Here is an 18,266-nt window from a genome sequence, read left to right on the forward strand (position 1 = left end):
TGGAAATCCATGGTTCACCGTCCTGTTGGTGTTGCGCAGAACATGCCCTTAGGCGAAAAAAGCGGCGTGTTCGTGGCGTGGGTTCAATGTTCGGGAAGGGAACGCCGGGGGAAACCCCCGGCGTTTCGTTTTTCAGGCCACCAGCCCCTTGGTCAGCTCCAGCGCCTGGCGTTCGAACAGCCGGCGATAGATGCCGTCATGGAGGCGGATCAGCGCCGGGTGATCACCCTCTTCGACAATCTTGCCCTTGTCGAAGACCAGCAGCCGGTCCAGCGCCCTGACCGTGGAAAGCCGATGCGCGATGACCAGCGTGGTGCGGCCGACCATCAGCCGTTCCATCGCCTGCTGGATCTGCACTTCGCTTTCACTGTCGAGGCTGGAAGTCGCCTCGTCCAGTATCAGCACCGGCGCATCCGCGAGGAAAGCACGGGCAATCGCGACACGCTGACGTTCGCCGCCGGACAGCTTGACACCACGCTCGCCCACCATCGTCTCATAACCCTTGGGAAGGGACATGATGAAATCATGGGCGCTCGCCTGTTTCGCCGCCTGCTCGATCTGACGCCGCGTGGCGTCCGGCCGGCCATAGGCGATGTTTTCCGCCAGCGTGCGGTGAAACAGGATAGGCTCCTGCTGCACGATGGCGATCTGGCCGCGCAGGCTCGATTGCGTGACCCCGGCGATATTCTGGCCGTCGATGCGGATCGCGCCCGACTTGACGTCGTAAAGCCGCTGGATGAGCTTGACGAAGGTTGTCTTGCCCGAACCGGAATGGCCGACCAGGCCCACACGTTCACCCGCCTTGATGGTGACCGAAAAGTCATCGTAAAGCGGTGTGGTATGCGCGCCATACTGGAAGGTGACGTGATCGAAGACGATCTCGCCCTTTCCGATCTTGATCGGTCCGGCGTCCGGCCTGTCTTCGATGCCGAGCGGCATCTTGTCCAGCAGCACCAGCTCTTCCATGTCGTTGACGGCGCGTTGCAGGTTGCGGATATCCTGCCCCACATCGCGCAGATAACCCTGCAGCACGAAGAACATCGCCAGCACGAAGGTAATGTCGCCCGGCGTCGCCAGCCCCTGCCGCCACATGATGAGGCCGGTGCCGAGAATACCGGCCTGCATGGAGACCATCATGAAGCTCTGGATCGTGCCGTTCAGCGTGCCGCGCTTCCATGTCCTGCGCGTGCGGTTGTCCCACTTCACCAGCACATGGCCCAGCCGCGTTTCCTCGCGGGTCTCGGCGCCGAAGGCCTTGACCACGGAGTTGCAGCTGATGGCATCCGCCAGCGCGCCGCCAAGCCGGGTATCCCAGGCATTGGCGAGCCTTGCCGCCGGCGAGACATAACCCATAGAAAGTCCCACAGTGACGCCGACATAGATCAGCGAGCCGAGGCCGACAATCAGGCCCATGACCGGCCAGTAACTGCCGAGCACGATGGTGGCGCCCACCAGCATCACGATGGAAGGCAAAAGTGCGACGAGCAGCAGGTCATTAAGCGAATCCAGCGCCCACATGCCGCGCGTGATCTTGCGCACCGTGGAACCGGCGAAGCTGTTGGCATGCCAGTCGGTGGAGAAACGCTGGACCTTGTGGAAGCCGTTATGGGTGACATCCGCCATGGTCTTCAGGGTGAGCCTGATGATGCCATTGAAGATGAACCAGCGCAGCACCACACTCACCAGCCCAAGCGACACAACGATGACGAAAGCGCGCAACGCCCCATCGGCCCCATTGCCAGCGCCGTTACCGCCGGCAATGGCATCAACGATCTGGCCGGAAAAGACCGGCACCATCACTTCGGCCAGCGTGCTGGCAATTACCAGCACGATGATGAAACCCACCAGCGCCGGCCGGTTGCGCCAATGGTTGAAAACAAAGCCGAGCACATTGCGATATGCATCAGCGCGGAAATCGAGCTTCTTGCGTGACATTTTAACCAGCCCGGCGCGACGGATTCGGCAACCGGTCCTCAAAACGGAAGTTGGATGGCACAGCCCGGGCGGGAGACAAAATGATCCCGTCAGATCAATCGGGCTATGAAGGAAAACAGAACCGCATGTCGGGCGCGCTCAGGGCGGGCCGCGAATGGATATGACCTAGTGGCGGGCCATTCCCTGCGGGAGGGTTTTGATGAATACTGGTGTCATGCAACGCCTCCCTTTGTTCGATCTGACGCGGTATTGAGATTTGTAACTCAGCAGTTCGAGCTTGCCAAGCGGGTTTTTACAACCGGCTGGTGAGTGATGCGGAAACGCCACACCGGCTGGATGCGACGGTATAAACCGTGGCCGATGCGACGAACGCGTCGGCCACGGTTTTATCAGGTTGGATGCACGGCGGAAAATCGGAATGGTGCCTACCGTTGCCGGTCAGTCCATCTGCACATTCGCGTCCTTGACCACCGGTCCCCACTTGGCGATCTCAGCCGCAACGTGGGTTTTCAGTTCATCCGGCGAAGAGGCGACGATCTTGGCGCTGAAATCCGCCATGCGTGCGGCCACCGCCGGATCGGCAAGCGCCTTCTTGGCGGCGGCGTTCAGCTTGTCGACTACCTCGGCCGACGTACCGGCGGGCGCAAAGAGCGCATTCCAGGTATAGGTCTCATAACCCGGCACGGTCTCGCCGATGGTCGGCAGATCCGGGAAAGATGATGCACGCTCCTTGGTGGTGACGCCGAGCGCCCGCAACGTGCCGGATTTTATATGTCCCGATGAAGAGGGCAGATTGTCGAACATGATCGAAATCTGGTTGCCGAGCAGATCGTTGAGCGCCGGGCCCGCGCCCTTATAGGGGACATGCTGCATGCTGACACCGGCCATGCTCTTGAACAGCTCGCCGGAAAGATGCAGCGGGGTGCCGTTGCCGGAAGAGGCATAGGCATGTTTGTCCGGCTCGGCCTTCAGCAGGGCAATAAGCTCTGCGACGCTGTTGACGTTGAGCTTCGGATTGACGACCAGCACATTCGGCACCACCACCAGCAGCGAGACCGGCGTAAAATCCTTCTCCGGATCATAAGGCTTGGTCTTGAGAATAAGCGGGTTGAGAGCGTGGGTGGCAACCGTGCCCATCAGGATCGTGTATCCGTCGGGTTCGGCGCGGGCCACGCGGTCTGCACCAAGATTGCCGCCTGCGCCGGCGACATTTTCAACGACGATCTGCTGGCCGAGTTCATCACCCATCTTCTGCGCGATAACACGCGCGACCACATCGGTAGAGCCGCCCGCCGCGAAAGGAACGACCAGAGTAATCGTTCGCTCGGGGAAGCCCTGCGCGCTCGCAGCTGTTCCCAGTATTCCCAAAGAAACCGCCGCGGCGGCAAGTTTCAGCACCGTGCGCCATTTTGAAGACCGGTAAATCATGAACCCTCCTGTAACATGGCCTCCTCGCCATGGGCGCATAGTAGCTCAAATGCACCTCAGGGCAACCCGCCGGGAACCGGACGCTTCCGGCGGGTTTCAGGAGAAAGAGGATTGGTTACGCTTTCAGGCGCTCTTCGATGACCCGCCAGTTCACCACCTTGTCGAGCACGGCGCGGATATGTTCGGCTTTGCGGTTTTCATAATCCACGTAATAGGCATGCTCCCATATATCGATGCCGAGATAGGCCGGGCGGCCGACAGCGACGGGGTTCTTGCCGTCCTCATATCCGATAAGCGCGAGCTTGTCGCCGTCGTCACGCGTCAGCCACACCCAGCCCGTGCCGAAGACCGTATCGGAGACATCGACCGCGCGTTTGATGAAACCATCATAATCGCCGAAGGTCTCGTTTATCGAAGCGGCAAGATCACCCGTCGGCCGGTTCGGACCGCCCGGTACGAATTGGTCCCAATAGGCGACATGGTTCCAGGCCTGCGCGGCGTTGTTGAAGATTTTGACATCGGCCGCCTCTTTTGATTTGGCGGATTGCGTCACGATTTCCACCAGCTCCATATCGGCGTAAGGCGTGCCGGCGGCGAGCGTGTTCAACTTGTCGTAATAGGCCTTATGGTGTTTTCCATGATGCAGACCCACGGTTTTCGCCGAGATGACCGGCGCCAGATCGGCTTCGGCAAAGGGAAGCCTGGGCTGCGTCAGGGGCAGTGCGGCACGCGCGACATGCGGGCGGGGAAAGATTGCAGCGGCGGTAGTAGCGGCGGCGGCGGTGAGAACGGTGCGTCTGTTGATGTCCATCATATCCTCCTTTTGAACAGTGATATGGGACTAACCCCAAACTGCCGCCCGGGTTTCCTCACGCTGAATGCAATTCTGTCGCAGGTCATGGAGATGAGAGGCTGCGGCGCTGTATTCACGCCCTGCCGGGGCGGGATGCGGGATGAATTGACCGCCCCATAGGAGAAAGGCCCTCCCGGCTGGAGAGGGCCTTGCCCGATCAGTATCGATAGTAGTCTCGGCGGTCGCGATAGTCTCTGCGGTCGCGCCACTCACGCCATTCACGTCTCGCCTGACGCTCGCGCCATTCACGACGGGCTTCCCAGCGGTCGCGCCGGTCCCAGCCGCGCTCATAGCGGGGCGGGCCATTCGGACGGCAATAGCCGCGGGGTGACAGGTGAAAGCCGCGTCCGCAGGCATAATCCACGGTTTGAATGTGGGATGCCGAGGGTGCAGACGGTTGGCCCACGGGCATGGCGTTGGCACCGGTGCCGAACAGGGCGCCGAAAATCAGTCCGGCGGTTAAAATCATCTTGCGCATCTTATTTCCCTCCTTGTGGGATGGGGGGATTTAGCGCCCTGCCGGGTGAACTGTGGCTGAATGAATCGTGATCTTTTCGTGGCAGCAGGCCACAGTTGCGCCGAACATTCCGGCCGCCGGGCGGAACCCTGCGCAGGCTCGGACATTTACCAGTGCAAGCCAAACAAAATGGGAGAGCACCGATGGATTGGAATCGCGTTGAAGGAAACTGGAAGCAGATGAAGGGCAAGATCAAGGAGCAGTGGGGTAAACTCACCGACGACGATCTTGACGTCATCAACGGCAAACGCGAGCAGCTCGAAGGCAAGATCCAGGAGCGCTACGGTTATGAAAAGGACCGCACCAGGAAAGATATCGACGACTGGTATGGACGCCAGACCTGGTAAGACGAGACCCCGCTTCGGCGGGGTTTTTCTTTGCGCGGGATTTCCCGGTCAGCTGGCCAAGGCCAGAACGGCGGCAATGGCGATCAGCAGAGGCCCCATCCATCTGAAATGACGAACAACCGGCGGCTGACTAACCGTGTTTTTCGACAGCGGTAGATAACCAAAGCCGACGCATGTCATCCACAGCCCTGCACAAAACATGATGAACTCGTCAATATAGGCTGCGATCATCGCTCCCCTCCCTCCCGTGTTATCGCTGTCATCCTATCTGCCCGAAAACCGCTTTGGTAGAGCCCCCGGCGCCTTCGGATCACCCGTGGCCACAAAGGGCGGCGAGACCGGGCCGGCATCAACCGTCACGAAAGCGTTATGGAAAGACATTAGAACCGCCGCCGGCCCGTTCAAAAATGCACGGCTGTGCAACTGATGGCCAGAGCCTTTCCCGTCCATCTCTCAAGCGTCAGCGCTCAGAGTTCCACTCGCGCCGAAAACATCGGAGACATAGATGAAACGCCGCACCTTTATGATGTCCGCCGCAGGCGCCGCCGCCGGCCTCGCCCTTGCACCGCGCATGAGCTTCGCTGCTCCGGGCACGATCGACTGGTACACCAGTTCGGATACGAATATCCTCGATTTCTGGTCCAATACGATCAAGCCCGCTTTTGAAGCCGCCAATCCCGGCCTGAAGCTCAACCTCGTCGATGCCGGCGACAGCGCCGGCATCATGGCCATCGGCGAGCGCGCCATCGCAGCAAAGCAGACGGGCACCGATCCGCAGGCCGATTATTTCGAAACGGCCGATCCGCTGCTTCCCACCGGCGCCATCGATGCCGGCATCTACGTGAATATGGCGAAATCCGGCCTTTCCAATTATTCGCGCGTCAACCCGCTTGCCATCCGCAGCGAATACAGCCTGCCCTATCGCGGCAGCCAGGTTCTGCTCGCCTATGACACCAGCAAGCTCAAGCCGGCGGATGCACCGAAGACCTGGGATGAACTCGTCAAGTGGATCAAGGCAAATCCCGGCCAGTTCGTTTATAACCGTCCCGACAAGGGCGGCTCCGGTGGCAACTTCGTCCGCCGCGCCATCCATCAGGCCAACGGTCTCGATCCCAAGGCCTTCACGGTCGACAATTACACCCAGGAAGCCGGTGACAAGGCTCTGGGCAAGGCATGGGCGCTGCTGACCGATATCGCCCCGTCGCTCTATGACAAGGGCGCATACTCCTCCGGCAACACGCAGTCGCTGCAGCTTCTTTCGCAGGGCGTCGTCACCATGACCCCCGTCTGGTCCGATCAGGTGCTGAAGGCCATCGATCAGGGCGTTCTGCCGAAGGAAACCGGCCTCGTCCAGCTTCAGGATCTGGCGCTCTGCGGTGATTTCTCGCGCGCCGTGGTGCTTGCCAACGGCGCCAATCGTGATGCTGCCCTGAAGCTCGCCAATTTTGTGCTGTCCGAAGAAATTCAGGGCGCGATCCTCAACGAGCTGGGCGGCTTCCCCGGCGTTTCCTGGGACCATGTGTCGGCAGACCTGCGCAAGCGTTTCGCCGACATCATTCCGCAGACCATTCCGACCTTCCCGGCCGGCAAATGGGAAACCGCCATCAATGATGGCTGGTATCGCAACGTCGCTCCCAACGTTAACCGCAAATCGTGACCGAGGTCGGAGCAGGAGCGGTTCGCCCGCTCATTGACAATACGGCAGGCAGGAGGCCCATCGGCCTCCTGCTCGTCGCCATTCCCGTGTTCCTGATGATCTGGCTTGTTATCTGGCCTGCCATCAATGCCATCGGCCGCACCGTGTGGCGCACTGGCGCCAATGGTGAAACGAGTTTCGACCTTTCGAGCTACGCCTTCTTCTTCTCAGATCGCTACAGCCTCGACAATCTTGCCGTGACATTGTGGACGACGATGGTCTGCGCCATCCTCCTGCTGGTCATCTGCCTGCCGATCGCGCTTTACCTTCGCTTTTCGCGTGGTCGTCTTTCGGCCTATGTGCAGGCGCTTGCCATCTTCCCGATGTTCGTGCCCTCCATCATCCTCGCCTTCGCCTTCATCCGCGTTCTCGGGCCGAACGGCATGGTGGACATCTTGCTCAATGCGGTCGGCCTGCCGAAAATCCGCACGCCCTATCTCACGCCATGGGGGCCGGTCATCGGTCTTGTCTGGGACAATATTCCGCTGACCGTGCTCATCCTGCTTGCAGGCCTCGGCAGCGTCGCCAACCAGTCGGTGGAGGCGGCGCGGGATGTGGGCGCAAACGCGCTGCAGGTCTTCTGGCACATCATCCTGCCACGCATTTCCAATTCCATTCTCGTGGCGCTTTCCTTTTCGGTGCTTGGCATTTTTTCTTCCTTCACCCTGCCCTATCTCCTGGGCCCGGCCTCTCCCGAAATGCTCGGCCCCTTCATGCAGCGCACGCTGCGCGAAGTGCAGGACCCCATCGGCGCCATGACCCAGGCCGTCATCGCTTTCGGTTTCTGCATCGCATTCGGCCTCTTTTACGTGCGTTCGGTCGCACGCAACCAGGGGAAATGACATGACGACCCTTACGCCGGCGCGAACGCGCATGGACTGGCCCGGCATCTTTTTCGCCACCCTTCTCACCATCGCCATCGTCGGGCCGCTGCTTGTTGTCGGAACCTGGGCATTTACCGAGGTCTGGCGTTTTCCCAACGTCATTCCCCAGCAGTTCGGTTTCCGCTTCTGGGGCCAGACGCTGGGGCGCGCCGACGTGTGGAACGCCCTGATGCTGAGCCTGCGGCTGACAACGGTGGTGACGCTGCTTTCGGCGATGATCTGCCTTCCCGCCGCCTATGCCTTTGCGCGTATGAGCTTTCCCGGCCGCAACCTCCTCTTCTTCTCCTTCCTCGCCGGCCACGCCTTCCCGAAATTCGGGCTTCTGGTAGCGATTGCCGCCATTTTCCTGCAGCTCAACCTTATCGGCACCTTCTGGGGCGTCGTTCTGATCCAGCTCGTCGGAACGCTGATGTTCATGATCTGGATTCCCGTGGCGGCATTCCAGGCCGTCGACCGGCGCATGGAAGAGGCTGCCCGTGATGTCGGCGCCAGTCCGCTCCGGGTCTTCTGGTCGATTACCCTGCCGCAGGCGGGACCGACCATTGCAGCCGCCGTTTTGCTCAGCTTCGTCGGCACTTTTTATGAAACCGAAGGCGCGTGGCTCATCGGGGCGCCCGGCATCCGCACGATGCCGGTTCTGATGATCAGCTACATCAACAACCAGATGGTCATCCAGTATGGCGCGGTTCTGTCCGTGCTGCTCTGGGTGCCGTCCTTCATTGCCCTCATGTTCGCCCGCCGCGTCATCGGTGGCGGTGCATTCGCCCGCGGTTTCGGCGGTTAGGAAATCATCATGTCCGTACTTCACATCCGCGAGGTCTCGAAAACCTTTTCCGGCGGCACCAAGGCAGTCGACAGTTTCTCGCTCGATGTCGCCGATGGCGAACTCGTCTGCCTTCTCGGCCCCTCCGGTTCGGGCAAGTCGACGCTGCTGCGCATGGTCGGCGGTTTCGAGCAGCCGACGGGCGGGCAGATCACCATCGATGGCGAAGATGTGACCCATCTGCCGCCGGAGCGACGGCCAACCGGCATGGTATTTCAGAGCCATGCGCTGTGGAGCCATATGAATGTCTTCAAAAACCTCGCTTTCGGCCTCAAGCTGCGGCACATGCCGGCTGCCGTGATCAAAGAGAAAGTGGAGGCCGTGCTCGAACTCGTCGGGCTTTCCGGTTATGGCGAGCGCGCCACCAGCCAGCTCTCCGGTGGCCAGCAGCAGCGCGTGGCGCTTGCCCGCTCGCTGGTTCTCGAACCGAAAATCCTCTTGCTTGACGAACCCTTCGCCAGCCTCGACCAGCATCTGCGCGAGCGGTTGCGGGAGGAAGTGCGCGATATCCAGCAGCGCCTCGGTATCACCACGCTGTTCGTCACCCACGGTCAGGATGAGGCCCTTTCCATGGCCGACCGCATCGTCGTGATGGCGAATGGCAAGACCGAACAGATCGATCGGCCGAATATCATCTACCGCGAACCGCAGACCCCTTTCGTCGCCGGCTTCATCGGCACCATGAACCTGATAGAGGGCGCGGTCTCAGACGGAAACTTCATGCGCGCGGATTTCACCCTTCCGCTTCCCGTCGCCGATGGTCCGGCCATTCTCGCCGTCCGCCCGGAAGCCATCGATCTGACGATTTCCGAAACGCCGGAAGCGCACGTACACCGGGTGACGGATTATGGCACCCACGGCCTTGTCGACCTTGATCTCGCCGATGGTACAAGGATCAAATCCATGGTCGCTCATCCGGATATGTTCCGGACGGGACAGGGCGTGCAAATTTCGCCCCGTGCCGTCACGGCCTATCGCGACAACCGCCCAATCTACCGGAGCTGACATGAACCAGCCGATCCTTATCGAACGCGACGGCCACAGGACCTGGCTCAAATGGCATCGCGCCCGCCGAAACGCCAGCGATCCGGTCTTTACCGGCGAGCGCATCGTCGAGGCGATGCGCCTTGGTGCGAGCATCGAGGTCGATCTGGTCATTCATGCCGATCACGGCTGCGCCGTTTTGCATGACCGGACGCTGGAACGGGAAACCACAGGCACCGGCCGAGTGCGCGACACATCCGCCGCTGCGCTGCGTCAGCTTCACCTGCGCGACAATGGCGGCCAGCCGATCGCTTCGAAGGTGATGCTGCTCGAAGACCTCTGCGCCCTGCTCGCCTGCGAGACCGTGCATCGCGACGCGCTGTTGCAGCTCGATTTCAAGGAGGACCTGCAGGCGCTTACCCCGCAGGTGGTCGCCGGTTTCCGAACAAGCGTTTCGCCCATAGCAAGCTCGGTGATCCTGTCCGGCGGCGATTTCGACGCCATCGCCATGCTGGCCGGCTCAGCGCCGGGACTTCGCACCGGATATGATCCCTGCGATCACGGCACACTTGCAGACCTGAAGACAAGCGGAAACTACCTGGGTTTCATCGAAGACGCCCTTGCCACCGCGCCCGATGCCGGGATGATCTATCTCGACTACGAGATCGTGCTTGCCGCCGAGGATGCCGGTGTCGATATCATCGCCCCGATCCATGCCGCCGGCCGCCGGGTCGACGCCTGGACGATCAACAGCGTCACACCGCAATCCATCGAACAGGTGAAACGCCTCCTGGGGCTTAAGGTGGACCAGATCACCACCGATGATCCGGAAGGGCTCGCCGAGGTTTTCAGCCGATGACAGTCAATTACAGCACCATCCTCGACCATATGGTCGCCACCGCCCGCGAAGCCGGCGCATTGACGCTCGACCATTTCAGGCGCTTCCGCGACATCGAGATCGGCGTCAAGGGACCGGGGGATTTCGTTTCGGATGCGGACCGGGATTCCGAGACGCTGATCCGTGAGCGCCTGCTCGGACAATATCCCTGGGGACTGACGGGTGAGGAATTCGCACCCGTCGAAGGGGCGGATCAGGATCACCGCTGGCTGGTCGACCCGATCGACGGCACCACCAATTTCCTCTTCGGCCAGCACTACACCATCACCATCGCGCTTCGCCGCGGCAATGAAACGATCTGCGGGCTGGTCTATAATCCCGTTTCCGACGAGATGTTCACCACGATCAAGGGAGACGGCGCCTATCTCAATGGCGAGCGCCTGCGGGTCAATGCCAGCACGGATGTCGCGCTCATGTGTGTCGGCACCGGCCTGCCCACGCCCAATCTCCAGCTTTATCCCGGCGCCTATCAGCGCCTTGACGCCATTCGCGCGCCGATCGGCGCGGTTCGTGTTGTCGGCAGCGCCGCCAATTCCTGTGCTTACGTCGCCTGCGGACGGCTTACCGGTTATTACGAGGAGACGGGATTCGTCGACACGGCGGCCGGCATTCTCCTTGTTCAGGAGGCCGGCGGCATTGTGACCGACTGGTGGGGTCGCGGACCGGAATTCTATGAGAAGACCGGAACGCTGATCGTCGCCAATGCCGCGACCCATGCCTATCTGATGGAGCATCTGCGCGGCGTTTCGCCCAAGAACCCCTTATAACGGTTTCTTCGTCGAAACATTCCGCGCTGCCGTAATCGTCTCAGGCTATCTGCACCATGTGGCCGGGCGATACGGTCCTGTAGTTTCGCGTCGGCGTTTCATATCCCATTGCCCGTATCGGGCTCTTCAGCTCGTCATTGGATATGCCGCGCCTTATCCCGCGCCTTGCCGGATCCGGCACCGGAACGGCGGCCATGAGCTTTTTCGTATAGGGATGCTGCGGGTTGTCGAAGACGGCGGCGCGCGGGCCGATCTCCACGATCTCGCCGAGATACATCACCGCGACACGATGGCTGACACGCTCCACGACAGCCATGTCATGGCTGATGAACAGGAAGGCGAGGTTGAGGCTCTGCTGCAGGTCGAGCAGCAGGTTGCAGACCTGCGCCTTGATCGAAACATCGAGCGCCGAGACGCTTTCATCGGCAACGATGACCTTCGGATCGAGGGCCAGTGCCCGGGCAATCGCGATGCGCTGGCGCTGACCACCCGAAAACTCGTGCGGGTAGCGGCTGGCCATATCGGCGGACAGGCCGACCTTTTCGAGAAGATCGGCAGTCTTTTCCTTGGCCTGCTTGGCGCTGCCCAGCCTGTGCTTGATGAAGGGCTCGGAAATTGCCGTGCCCACCGTCATGCGCGGATTGAGCGACGAGAACGGGTCCTGAAAGATCATCTGCACCGATTTGCGCATGTTGCGCAGGCCGACGTTATCGAGCCGCATCACATCGTAACCGTCGAGGGACACATCGCCGGACGACGGCTCCACGAGGCGCATGATCGAGCGGCCGGTGGTGGATTTTCCGCAACCGGATTCACCCACCAGCGACAGCGTTTCTCCTTGAAACAGATCGAAGGAAACGTTCTCGACGGCGTGAACCGCACCCGTCTGGCGCGCCAGCAGGCCGGAGCGGATGGGAAAGCGCGTCACAAGGTTCTTGACCGACAGAACCGGCGTCTGGCCGCTTGCAACCGTCTCGGCCACCTCCTCCGGCTCGGTCGAAAGGCCGGTTTTCATGTCGAGAACCGGAAAACGCGTCGGCCATTGCCGGTTACGCATAGAACCGAGCTTCGGCACCGCCGAAAGCAGCGCCCGCGTATAGGGATGTTTGCCGCGCCGGAATATGTCCTCCGTCGGCCCGGTCTCGACTTCATCGCCGCGATACATCACGATCGTGCGGTCAGCGATTTCGGCCACCACACCCATGTCATGGGTGATGAAGAGCACCGACATGCCCTCCTCTTCCTGCAGCAGCTTGATGAGATCGAGGATCTGGCCCTGAATGGTAACGTCGAGCGCCGTCGTCGGCTCGTCGGCGATCAGCAGTTTCGGCCGCGAGGCGAGCGCCATGGCAATCATCACACGCTGGCGCATGCCGCCCGAAAACTGATGCGGATATTCGTCAAAACGACCGGAGGCGTTGGGAATGCGGACCTTCTCCAGAAGCCGCACCGTCTCCGCCCGCGCCTCCTGCTTCGAAAGCCCCTTGTGGCGGATGAGGACTTCGGAAATCTGGCGGCCGATGGTGAAGATCGGATTGAGCGAGGTCATCGGCTCCTGAAAGATCATCGAGATATCGTTGCCGCGCACGCCGCGCATGTCCTTTTCGGAAAGCGCCAGCAGATTGCGTCCGTTGAGCAGGACTTCCCCTTCTATCCGGCTGGAGGCCGGGGCAAGCAGGCGCATCAGAGATAGCGACGTGACCGACTTGCCGGAACCGGATTCGCCGACAATCGCGACGGTTTCACCGGGCGCGACATCGAAGGACACATTGCGCACCACACTTTTCCATTTGTCATCAACGAGAAAGGAGGTCGTCAGGTTACGGACGGACAGGACGGGTTTTGTTTCCATGGTGTCAACGCCCCACCGCATAGGCCTGCATCAGCCGCGGTGTTGCGGCGGCGCGCAAGAGGCCGTCCGCATCCCGCCGCGCGGCGGTGAGCCGCCCGACGGACCATGCATCGGCAACCGTGACGCGGTGTCCGCGACGGCGAAGCTCCTGCAAGGTCGCTTCACCCACGGTGCTTTCCACGGTGATTTCCCCCGGCGAGCTGGTGCGCGGATAAAACGAGCCCGGAAAATGCGCGGTGTGGAACAGCGGCATATCTATCGCCGCCTGCAGGTTCTTGCCGTGATGGGCATAACGCAGGAAGAAGGGTAGTTGCCACTGATCCTGCTGGTCGCCGCCCGGCGTGCCGAAGACCATGGCGGGACGTCCCTGATGCAGGGCAAGCGAGGGCGTCAGCGTCGTGCGCGGGCGCTTGCCCGGCGCAAGCGAGGTGGGCAGCCCCTCCTTCAGCCAGAACATCTGGGCGCGGGAATTGAGCGCAAAACCGAGACCCGGCACGATGGGCGAGGATTGCAGCCAGCCGCCCGAAGGCGTGGTGGAAACCATGTTGCCCCAGCGGTCGATGACGTCGATATGCACCGTGTCCCCGCGCTTTTCCGTCAGATGCGACATGGTCGGCTCGTAGACGGTGCCGGTGCCGCTCATTTCGGCCAGCATGGCCATGGTGGCATCCACCTGCTTTTGGTAACCCGGCACGGTGCCCGGACGCAGCTCCAGCGACGCCTCGCTGCCGATCAGCGCGCGGCGTCCGGCATTGTAATTTTCCGAGAGAAGATATTCCGTCGGGATTTGGCCGAATTCCGGATCGCCGTAGTAGACTTCGCGGTCGGCATAAGCGAGCTTCATGGCTTCGACGATGGTGTGGATAAAATCGGGGCCGGACGGGTCCATGCTCCCAATGTCGAAGCCCTTCAGCAGCGCAAGCGATTGCAAGAGAACCGGACCCTGCCCCCATGCGGGCGTCTTGGCAATCGTCCAGTCTTGATAGTCGAACGTCTGCGGCGCTTCGACGGTCGCGCTCCAGTCCGCCATATCCTGCGCCGTCAGCACGCCCTTGTGCCTTGCGCCGCTGGCATCCATCACCTCTGCGGTCTTTACGTAGCTGTCGATGGCTTCCGCTACGAAACCCCGATAGAAGGCATCGCGCGCCGCCTCGATCTGGTTTTCGCGGCCTGAGCGCGCTTCGGATTCGGTGACGATCCGCTGATAGGTGGCGGCGAGAACCGGGTTGCGAAAACTGGCGTGAGGTTCGGGCGCCGCGCCGCCCGGCAACCACGTCTCATGGGATGTCGGCCATTCCTTCTCGAAGAAATCGGCCAGGCCCTTGATGGTGGCGGAGACACGCGGCAACGTCGGATGCCCGTGCTCGGCATAATAGATTGCGGGCTCCAGCACCTCGCGCACGCTCATCGTGCCATAGTCGCGCAGCATCAGCATCCAGCCGTCGAAGGCGCCGGGAATGACGGTTGCGAGCAGCCCGTCGCCGGGGATCAGCTTCAGGCCTTCCGAAGTGTAATGTTCAATCGTGGCGCCGCTCGGGGCCGGGCCCTGTGCGCAGATGACTTCCACCTTGTCCTTCTGCTTCGAGTAAAACACGGCCGGCATATCCCCGCCGGGACCGCACAGATGCGGTTCGACAATCTGCAGGACGAAACCGGTGGCCACGGCGGCATCAAAAGCATTGCCGCCCTTTTCGAGGATCGCCATGCCAACGGCCGATGCGATCCAGTGCGTCGAGGTGACGACGCCGAAGGTGCCAAGGATTTCAGGGCGTGTGGTGAATTCATTCATTCCGATATTCCTTGTAAAAAATCATGCTTCGCGCGGATCGAGCGCGTCGCGCAGGCCGTCGCCGAGAAGATTGAAACCGATGACGACGAGGAAGATGGCGATGCCGGGCCACATCGTCATCCACGGCGCCTGGCTGAGGAAATTCTTCGCGGTATTCAGCATCGAACCCCAGGATGGCGCCGGCGCCTGCTGGCCAAGGCCGAGGAATGAAAGGCTCGCCTCCGCAATGATGGCGGTCGCCACCGTCAGTGTCGCCTGCACGATGATGGGGGCAAAGACATTCGGCAGGATGTAACGCGTCATGATGTCGATGTGGTTGAGGCCGATGGACCTCGCGCCCTCGACATAGTCCTCCATCTTGACGGCCAGCACCTGCCCGCGCGTCAGCCGCACGAAGATCGGCATGGCGGAAAGACCAATGGCGATCATCGCATTGGTGAGGCTCGGGCCGAGAAAGGCTGCCAGTGCAATCGCCATGATGAGGAAGGGCATGGCGAGCAGCGCTTCGGTGATGCGGGATATCACCATATCCACCCAGCCGCCGAAATAACCTGATATCAGGCCGAAGGGCACGCCGATCACCACCGCGATCATCACCGAGACGACGCCGGCCATCAGCGAGGCGCGCGCGCCATAGATCATACGCGAGAGAATATCACGGCCGAGATCGTCAGTGCCGAGCCAGTGGGCGGCAGACGGCGCCTTGCGGATCGCCGACCAGCTGGTCGCAACCGGATCGGCAATCGGCAGGATCGGCGCGGCGATGGCAAGCACGGCGAAGAACAGCACGATAATCATGCCGACAAGCGCCGATTTGTTGCGCTTCATTTTTTTCCAGGCACGGCTTTCCTGCCGTGTCGCCGGTACGGATAGATTTTGATCGAGAACGGTCATGATATCAGGCCTCAGATCGTCGCCCTGAGGCGGGGGTTAAGCAGGACATAGGCAATGTCGGCCAGCAGGTTCATGAGGATGAAACCGACGGCGGTGCATAAAACGATGCCCTGCACGACGGCATAGTCACGGGTGAAAACCGCATCGACCGTCATCTTGCCGAAACCAGGAATGGTGAATATCTGCTCCGTCAGAACCGCACCGGCCAGCAGCTCCCCGAAGAGCAGCGCCAGCAGCGTGATGACGGGAAGAAGCGCATTGCGGAAACTGTGCGACAGGACGATCTCGCGCGGCGAAAGCCCCTTGGCGCGGGCGGTCCGGATATAGTCCGAACTCAAGACTGCAACCATCGCAGACCTCGTGTGCCGCATCAGCGTTGCCGCAAGCGCATTGCCCAGCACGAAGGCTGGCATGATCATCGTTTCGATGGAACGGACAGGGTCCACGAAGATCGATTCATAACCGGATGCCGGCAGCCAGCCGAGTTTTACCGAGACCAGCAGGATCAGCATGATGCCGAGCCAGAAATTCGGGATCGACAGGCCGGAAAGCGCAACGATATTGGCGGTGTAGTCGATCCAGGTATTCTTCTTGACGGCGGCCAGAATGCCGATGGGGATGCCGATCACCATGGCGAAGAACATCGCCATGACAGCCAGCTGAATGGTAACCGGCAGCTTCTGGCCGATCAGTTCCAGCACCGGCTGGTTGGACCGCAGCGAAATACCGAAATCGCCGGTCACCACGCCGCCAAGCCAGTTGATATATTGCAGCGGCACGGGATCGTTGAGGCGATATTTCTCGCGCAGGAATTCGATCGTCGCGGGATCGCGCTCCTCGCCCGCCATGGCGAGAACCGGATCGCCCGGCAGCAGTTTCTGCAGCGAGAAAACGAAGATTGAAATGATGAGAAGCGTCGGGATCGCGACCAGCAGTCGCTTGCCGATGTAAACAGGCATGGCATTGCCCCCGTTTGGGTCCGGTCTGGGGCCGCACGGCAAGCCGTGCGGCCCATGCGAAACGGTCAGTCCTTGGAAACGCCGAGAAGGCGGATCATACCGTCAGGCGACGGCGCCCAGCCCTTGACCTTGTTGGAAATGGCGTAGGCGTAGGGCTGGTGGCCGAGATAGATGATCGGCATATCATCGTTGAGGATGACGCTTGCGGCATCGTATTTTTCCTTGCGGACCGCATCTTCTGTTGAAGCGCGGGCCTCGTTCAACAGCTTGTCGACTTCAGGATTGCAATATTTCACATCGTTGATGCCGCCCTTGCAGGTGACGAACTGGTGCAGGTTGCCATCGGGATCGATACGTCCTGACCAGTCGGAACGGCTGAGCTGGTAATTGCCGGCGGTCTGCTCGGACAGGAGCGTGGCAAACTCGGTCGCCTTCAGGGTGACGTTGAAACCGGCCTCGGCCACCATGGACTGGATGACCTGCATCATCTGCGTCTGCGTGGTGTTGTTGGCGTGCTGAAGCTCGACATCGAGCGTCTCGTAACCCGCCTCCTTCATCAGCTGCTTGGCCTTGTCGATATCGCGCGGCGGCACCGGCAGGTTCTGGTTGAACCAGGGGCTCGTTGGCGGGAAAGCCTGATTGCCGCCCTTTGACGTCCCTTCGAAGACGATCTGGCCGATGGCCTCGCGGTCGATAGCATAGGAGAACGCCTGACGCAGGCGCTTGTCCTTGCCGAGCGGATTATCCGCACGCGCACCATTGTTCATGTTGACATACATGGCCATGTAACCCGGTCCGATGACGTCGGCATAGGTCAGTTTGGGGTCATTCCTGACGGATTCCGCATCGGAGGCCGAGATACGCTCGGCGATATCGAGGTCGCCTGCGCGAAGGTTCGCGAGCTTCACGGTGGTGTCGGGGATCGGCAGATAGACGATCTTATCAACGAGGACCTTGTCCTTGTCCCAGTAGTCCGCGAACTTCTCCAGCACGATGCGATCCTGCTGGATGCGCTCGACGAATTTGAACGGCCCGGCGCAGACCGGCTTGGAGCCGAAATTCGCACCAAGTTCCTTGGCCGCTTTCGGCGCGACGATCATGCCGGCGCGGTCGGAAAGCTGCGCGAGCAGGGTGACATCAGGCGTCTTCAGCGTGAACTTGACTTCCAGCGGCCCTGTCGCCTCAACCTTCTCGACCGACGAAAGCTCGCTCTTGCGGCGGGATTCCGGCAGCGTCATGTTGCGCTCGATGGTGGCCACGACGGCCGCCGCGTCCAGTGTTTCACCATCGTGGAACTTCACGCCATCGCGGATTTTCATGGTCAGCACCTTGCCGCCTTCGGACCAGGCCCATTCGGTGGCAAGCTGGGGCACGATCTTCATGTCCTGCGAGATATCCACCAGCTTGTCGCACATGGCGGTGTAAACGATACGACCGACAAAGGTGCGCGACTGTGCGGGGTCAAGCACATCGGCGTCGTCGTTCAGGCCGATACGCAATTCGGAGGATAACGCCGGCGTGGTCAGGAATGCGCTTGCCAACAGCGCAGCAGTCAATGTCTGGATTTTCTTCATGTTCGTTCCTCTGGTCTGGTTATTTTGACTTTTTGTCATTGGCCGCCCCTGACGGGGCGACAGTTT

17 protein-coding genes are annotated in these 18,266 nt (G+C 61.0%); 7 read left to right on the forward strand and 10 right to left on the reverse strand.

All coding sequences use genetic code 11. The features are described from left to right. Positions 1 to 132: 132 nt before the first annotated feature. From WDZ78_RS19695 to WDZ78_RS19710, 4 genes are all read right to left on the reverse strand, one after another. A complete protein-coding gene (locus WDZ78_RS19695) occupies positions 133 to 1,935 on the reverse strand; it encodes an ABC transporter ATP-binding protein (protein WP_425673968.1) in 1,803 nt (600 codons plus the stop codon). A 438-nt stretch (positions 1,936 to 2,373) separates the two neighbouring features. Further along, entirely contained in the window at positions 2,374 to 3,363 is a 990-nt protein-coding gene (locus tag WDZ78_RS19700; protein ID WP_425673969.1) for a Bug family tripartite tricarboxylate transporter substrate binding protein, read from the reverse strand. Between the two features lie 115 nt (positions 3,364 to 3,478). Then, on the reverse strand, positions 3,479 to 4,174 hold the full coding sequence (locus tag WDZ78_RS19705) for a superoxide dismutase (protein WP_425673970.1): 696 nt from the start codon (positions 4,172 to 4,174) through the stop codon (positions 3,479 to 3,481). Between the two features lie 199 nt (positions 4,175 to 4,373). Further along, positions 4,374 to 4,694: a GCG_CRPN prefix-to-repeats domain-containing protein gene (locus tag WDZ78_RS19710; protein WP_020810979.1), complete on the reverse strand. Its 321-nt coding sequence runs from the start codon at positions 4,692 to 4,694 to the stop codon at positions 4,374 to 4,376. A 182-nt stretch (positions 4,695 to 4,876) separates the two neighbouring features. Here WDZ78_RS19710 and WDZ78_RS19715 point away from each other — a divergent pair, with 182 nt between their 5' ends. After that, entirely contained in the window at positions 4,877 to 5,080 is a 204-nt protein-coding gene (locus WDZ78_RS19715) for a CsbD family protein (protein ID WP_003521659.1), read from the forward strand. Between the two features lie 48 nt (positions 5,081 to 5,128). Here the strand turns inward: WDZ78_RS19715 and WDZ78_RS19720 are convergent, their stop codons facing one another. Next, entirely contained in the window at positions 5,129 to 5,311 is a 183-nt protein-coding gene (locus tag WDZ78_RS19720; protein WP_020810977.1) for a hypothetical protein, read from the reverse strand. 274 nt (positions 5,312 to 5,585) lie between these two features. On the opposite strand from WDZ78_RS19720, the gene WDZ78_RS19725 reads away from it, so the two are divergent. From WDZ78_RS19725 to WDZ78_RS19750, 6 genes are read left to right on the forward strand one after another with little or no spacing between them, the layout of a single operon-like run. Next, on the forward strand, positions 5,586 to 6,737 hold the full coding sequence (locus WDZ78_RS19725; RefSeq protein WP_425673971.1) for an extracellular solute-binding protein: 1,152 nt from the start codon (positions 5,586 to 5,588) through the stop codon (positions 6,735 to 6,737). Next, positions 6,734 to 7,618 carry an ABC transporter permease gene (locus WDZ78_RS19730; RefSeq protein ID WP_425673972.1) on the forward strand — a complete coding sequence of 295 codons (885 nt, stop codon included), beginning with the start codon at positions 6,734 to 6,736 and terminating at the stop codon, positions 7,616 to 7,618. Before WDZ78_RS19725 ends, WDZ78_RS19730 begins: the two co-directional genes overlap by 4 nt. Before the next feature lies 1 nt (position 7,619). Beyond that, complete coding sequence (locus WDZ78_RS19735; protein ID WP_020810974.1) at positions 7,620 to 8,444, forward strand: ABC transporter permease; 825 nt, start codon at positions 7,620 to 7,622, stop codon at positions 8,442 to 8,444. 9 nt (positions 8,445 to 8,453) lie between these two features. Next, positions 8,454 to 9,488: an ABC transporter ATP-binding protein gene (locus WDZ78_RS19740; protein ID WP_425673973.1), complete on the forward strand. Its 1,035-nt coding sequence runs from the start codon at positions 8,454 to 8,456 to the stop codon at positions 9,486 to 9,488. Position 9,489: 1 nt separating this feature from the next. Then, positions 9,490 to 10,326 (forward strand): glycerophosphodiester phosphodiesterase, encoded by an 837-nt coding sequence (locus WDZ78_RS19745; protein ID WP_425673974.1) that lies wholly within the window; start codon positions 9,490 to 9,492, stop codon positions 10,324 to 10,326. Continuing rightward, a complete protein-coding gene (locus WDZ78_RS19750; RefSeq protein ID WP_425673975.1) occupies positions 10,323 to 11,132 on the forward strand; it encodes an inositol monophosphatase family protein in 810 nt (269 codons plus the stop codon). Before WDZ78_RS19745 ends, WDZ78_RS19750 begins: the two co-directional genes overlap by 4 nt. Positions 11,133 to 11,172: 40 nt before the next feature. Here the strand turns inward: WDZ78_RS19750 and WDZ78_RS19755 are convergent, their stop codons facing one another. The 5 genes from WDZ78_RS19755 to WDZ78_RS19775 all read right to left on the reverse strand — a co-directional run bounded on the left by WDZ78_RS19755 (position 11,173) and on the right by WDZ78_RS19775 (position 18,200). Continuing rightward, positions 11,173 to 12,984, reverse strand: a complete 1,812-nt coding sequence (locus WDZ78_RS19755; protein ID WP_425673976.1) for an ABC transporter ATP-binding protein — start codon at positions 12,982 to 12,984, stop codon at positions 11,173 to 11,175. Between the two features lie 4 nt (positions 12,985 to 12,988). Further along, entirely contained in the window at positions 12,989 to 14,773 is a 1,785-nt protein-coding gene (locus WDZ78_RS19760; RefSeq protein ID WP_425673977.1) for a gamma-glutamyltransferase family protein, read from the reverse strand. Positions 14,774 to 14,794: 21 nt separating this feature from the next. Then, positions 14,795 to 15,667, reverse strand: a complete 873-nt coding sequence (locus WDZ78_RS19765) for an ABC transporter permease (protein WP_003505690.1) — start codon at positions 15,665 to 15,667, stop codon at positions 14,795 to 14,797. Positions 15,668 to 15,678: 11 nt separating this feature from the next. Continuing rightward, entirely contained in the window at positions 15,679 to 16,626 is a 948-nt protein-coding gene (locus WDZ78_RS19770; RefSeq protein WP_080867393.1) for an ABC transporter permease, read from the reverse strand. A 65-nt stretch (positions 16,627 to 16,691) separates the two neighbouring features. Further along, the gene (locus WDZ78_RS19775) at positions 16,692 to 18,200 is read right to left on the reverse strand and encodes an ABC transporter substrate-binding protein (protein WP_111798339.1); all 1,509 of its coding nucleotides are present in this window, start codon (positions 18,198 to 18,200) and stop codon (positions 16,692 to 16,694) included. Positions 18,201 to 18,266: the final 66 nt, after the last annotated feature.

The sequence above is a fragment of the Agrobacterium sp. M50-1 genome, from assembly GCF_049843495.1.
Taxonomy (GTDB): domain Bacteria; phylum Pseudomonadota; class Alphaproteobacteria; order Rhizobiales; family Rhizobiaceae; genus Agrobacterium; species Agrobacterium radiobacter.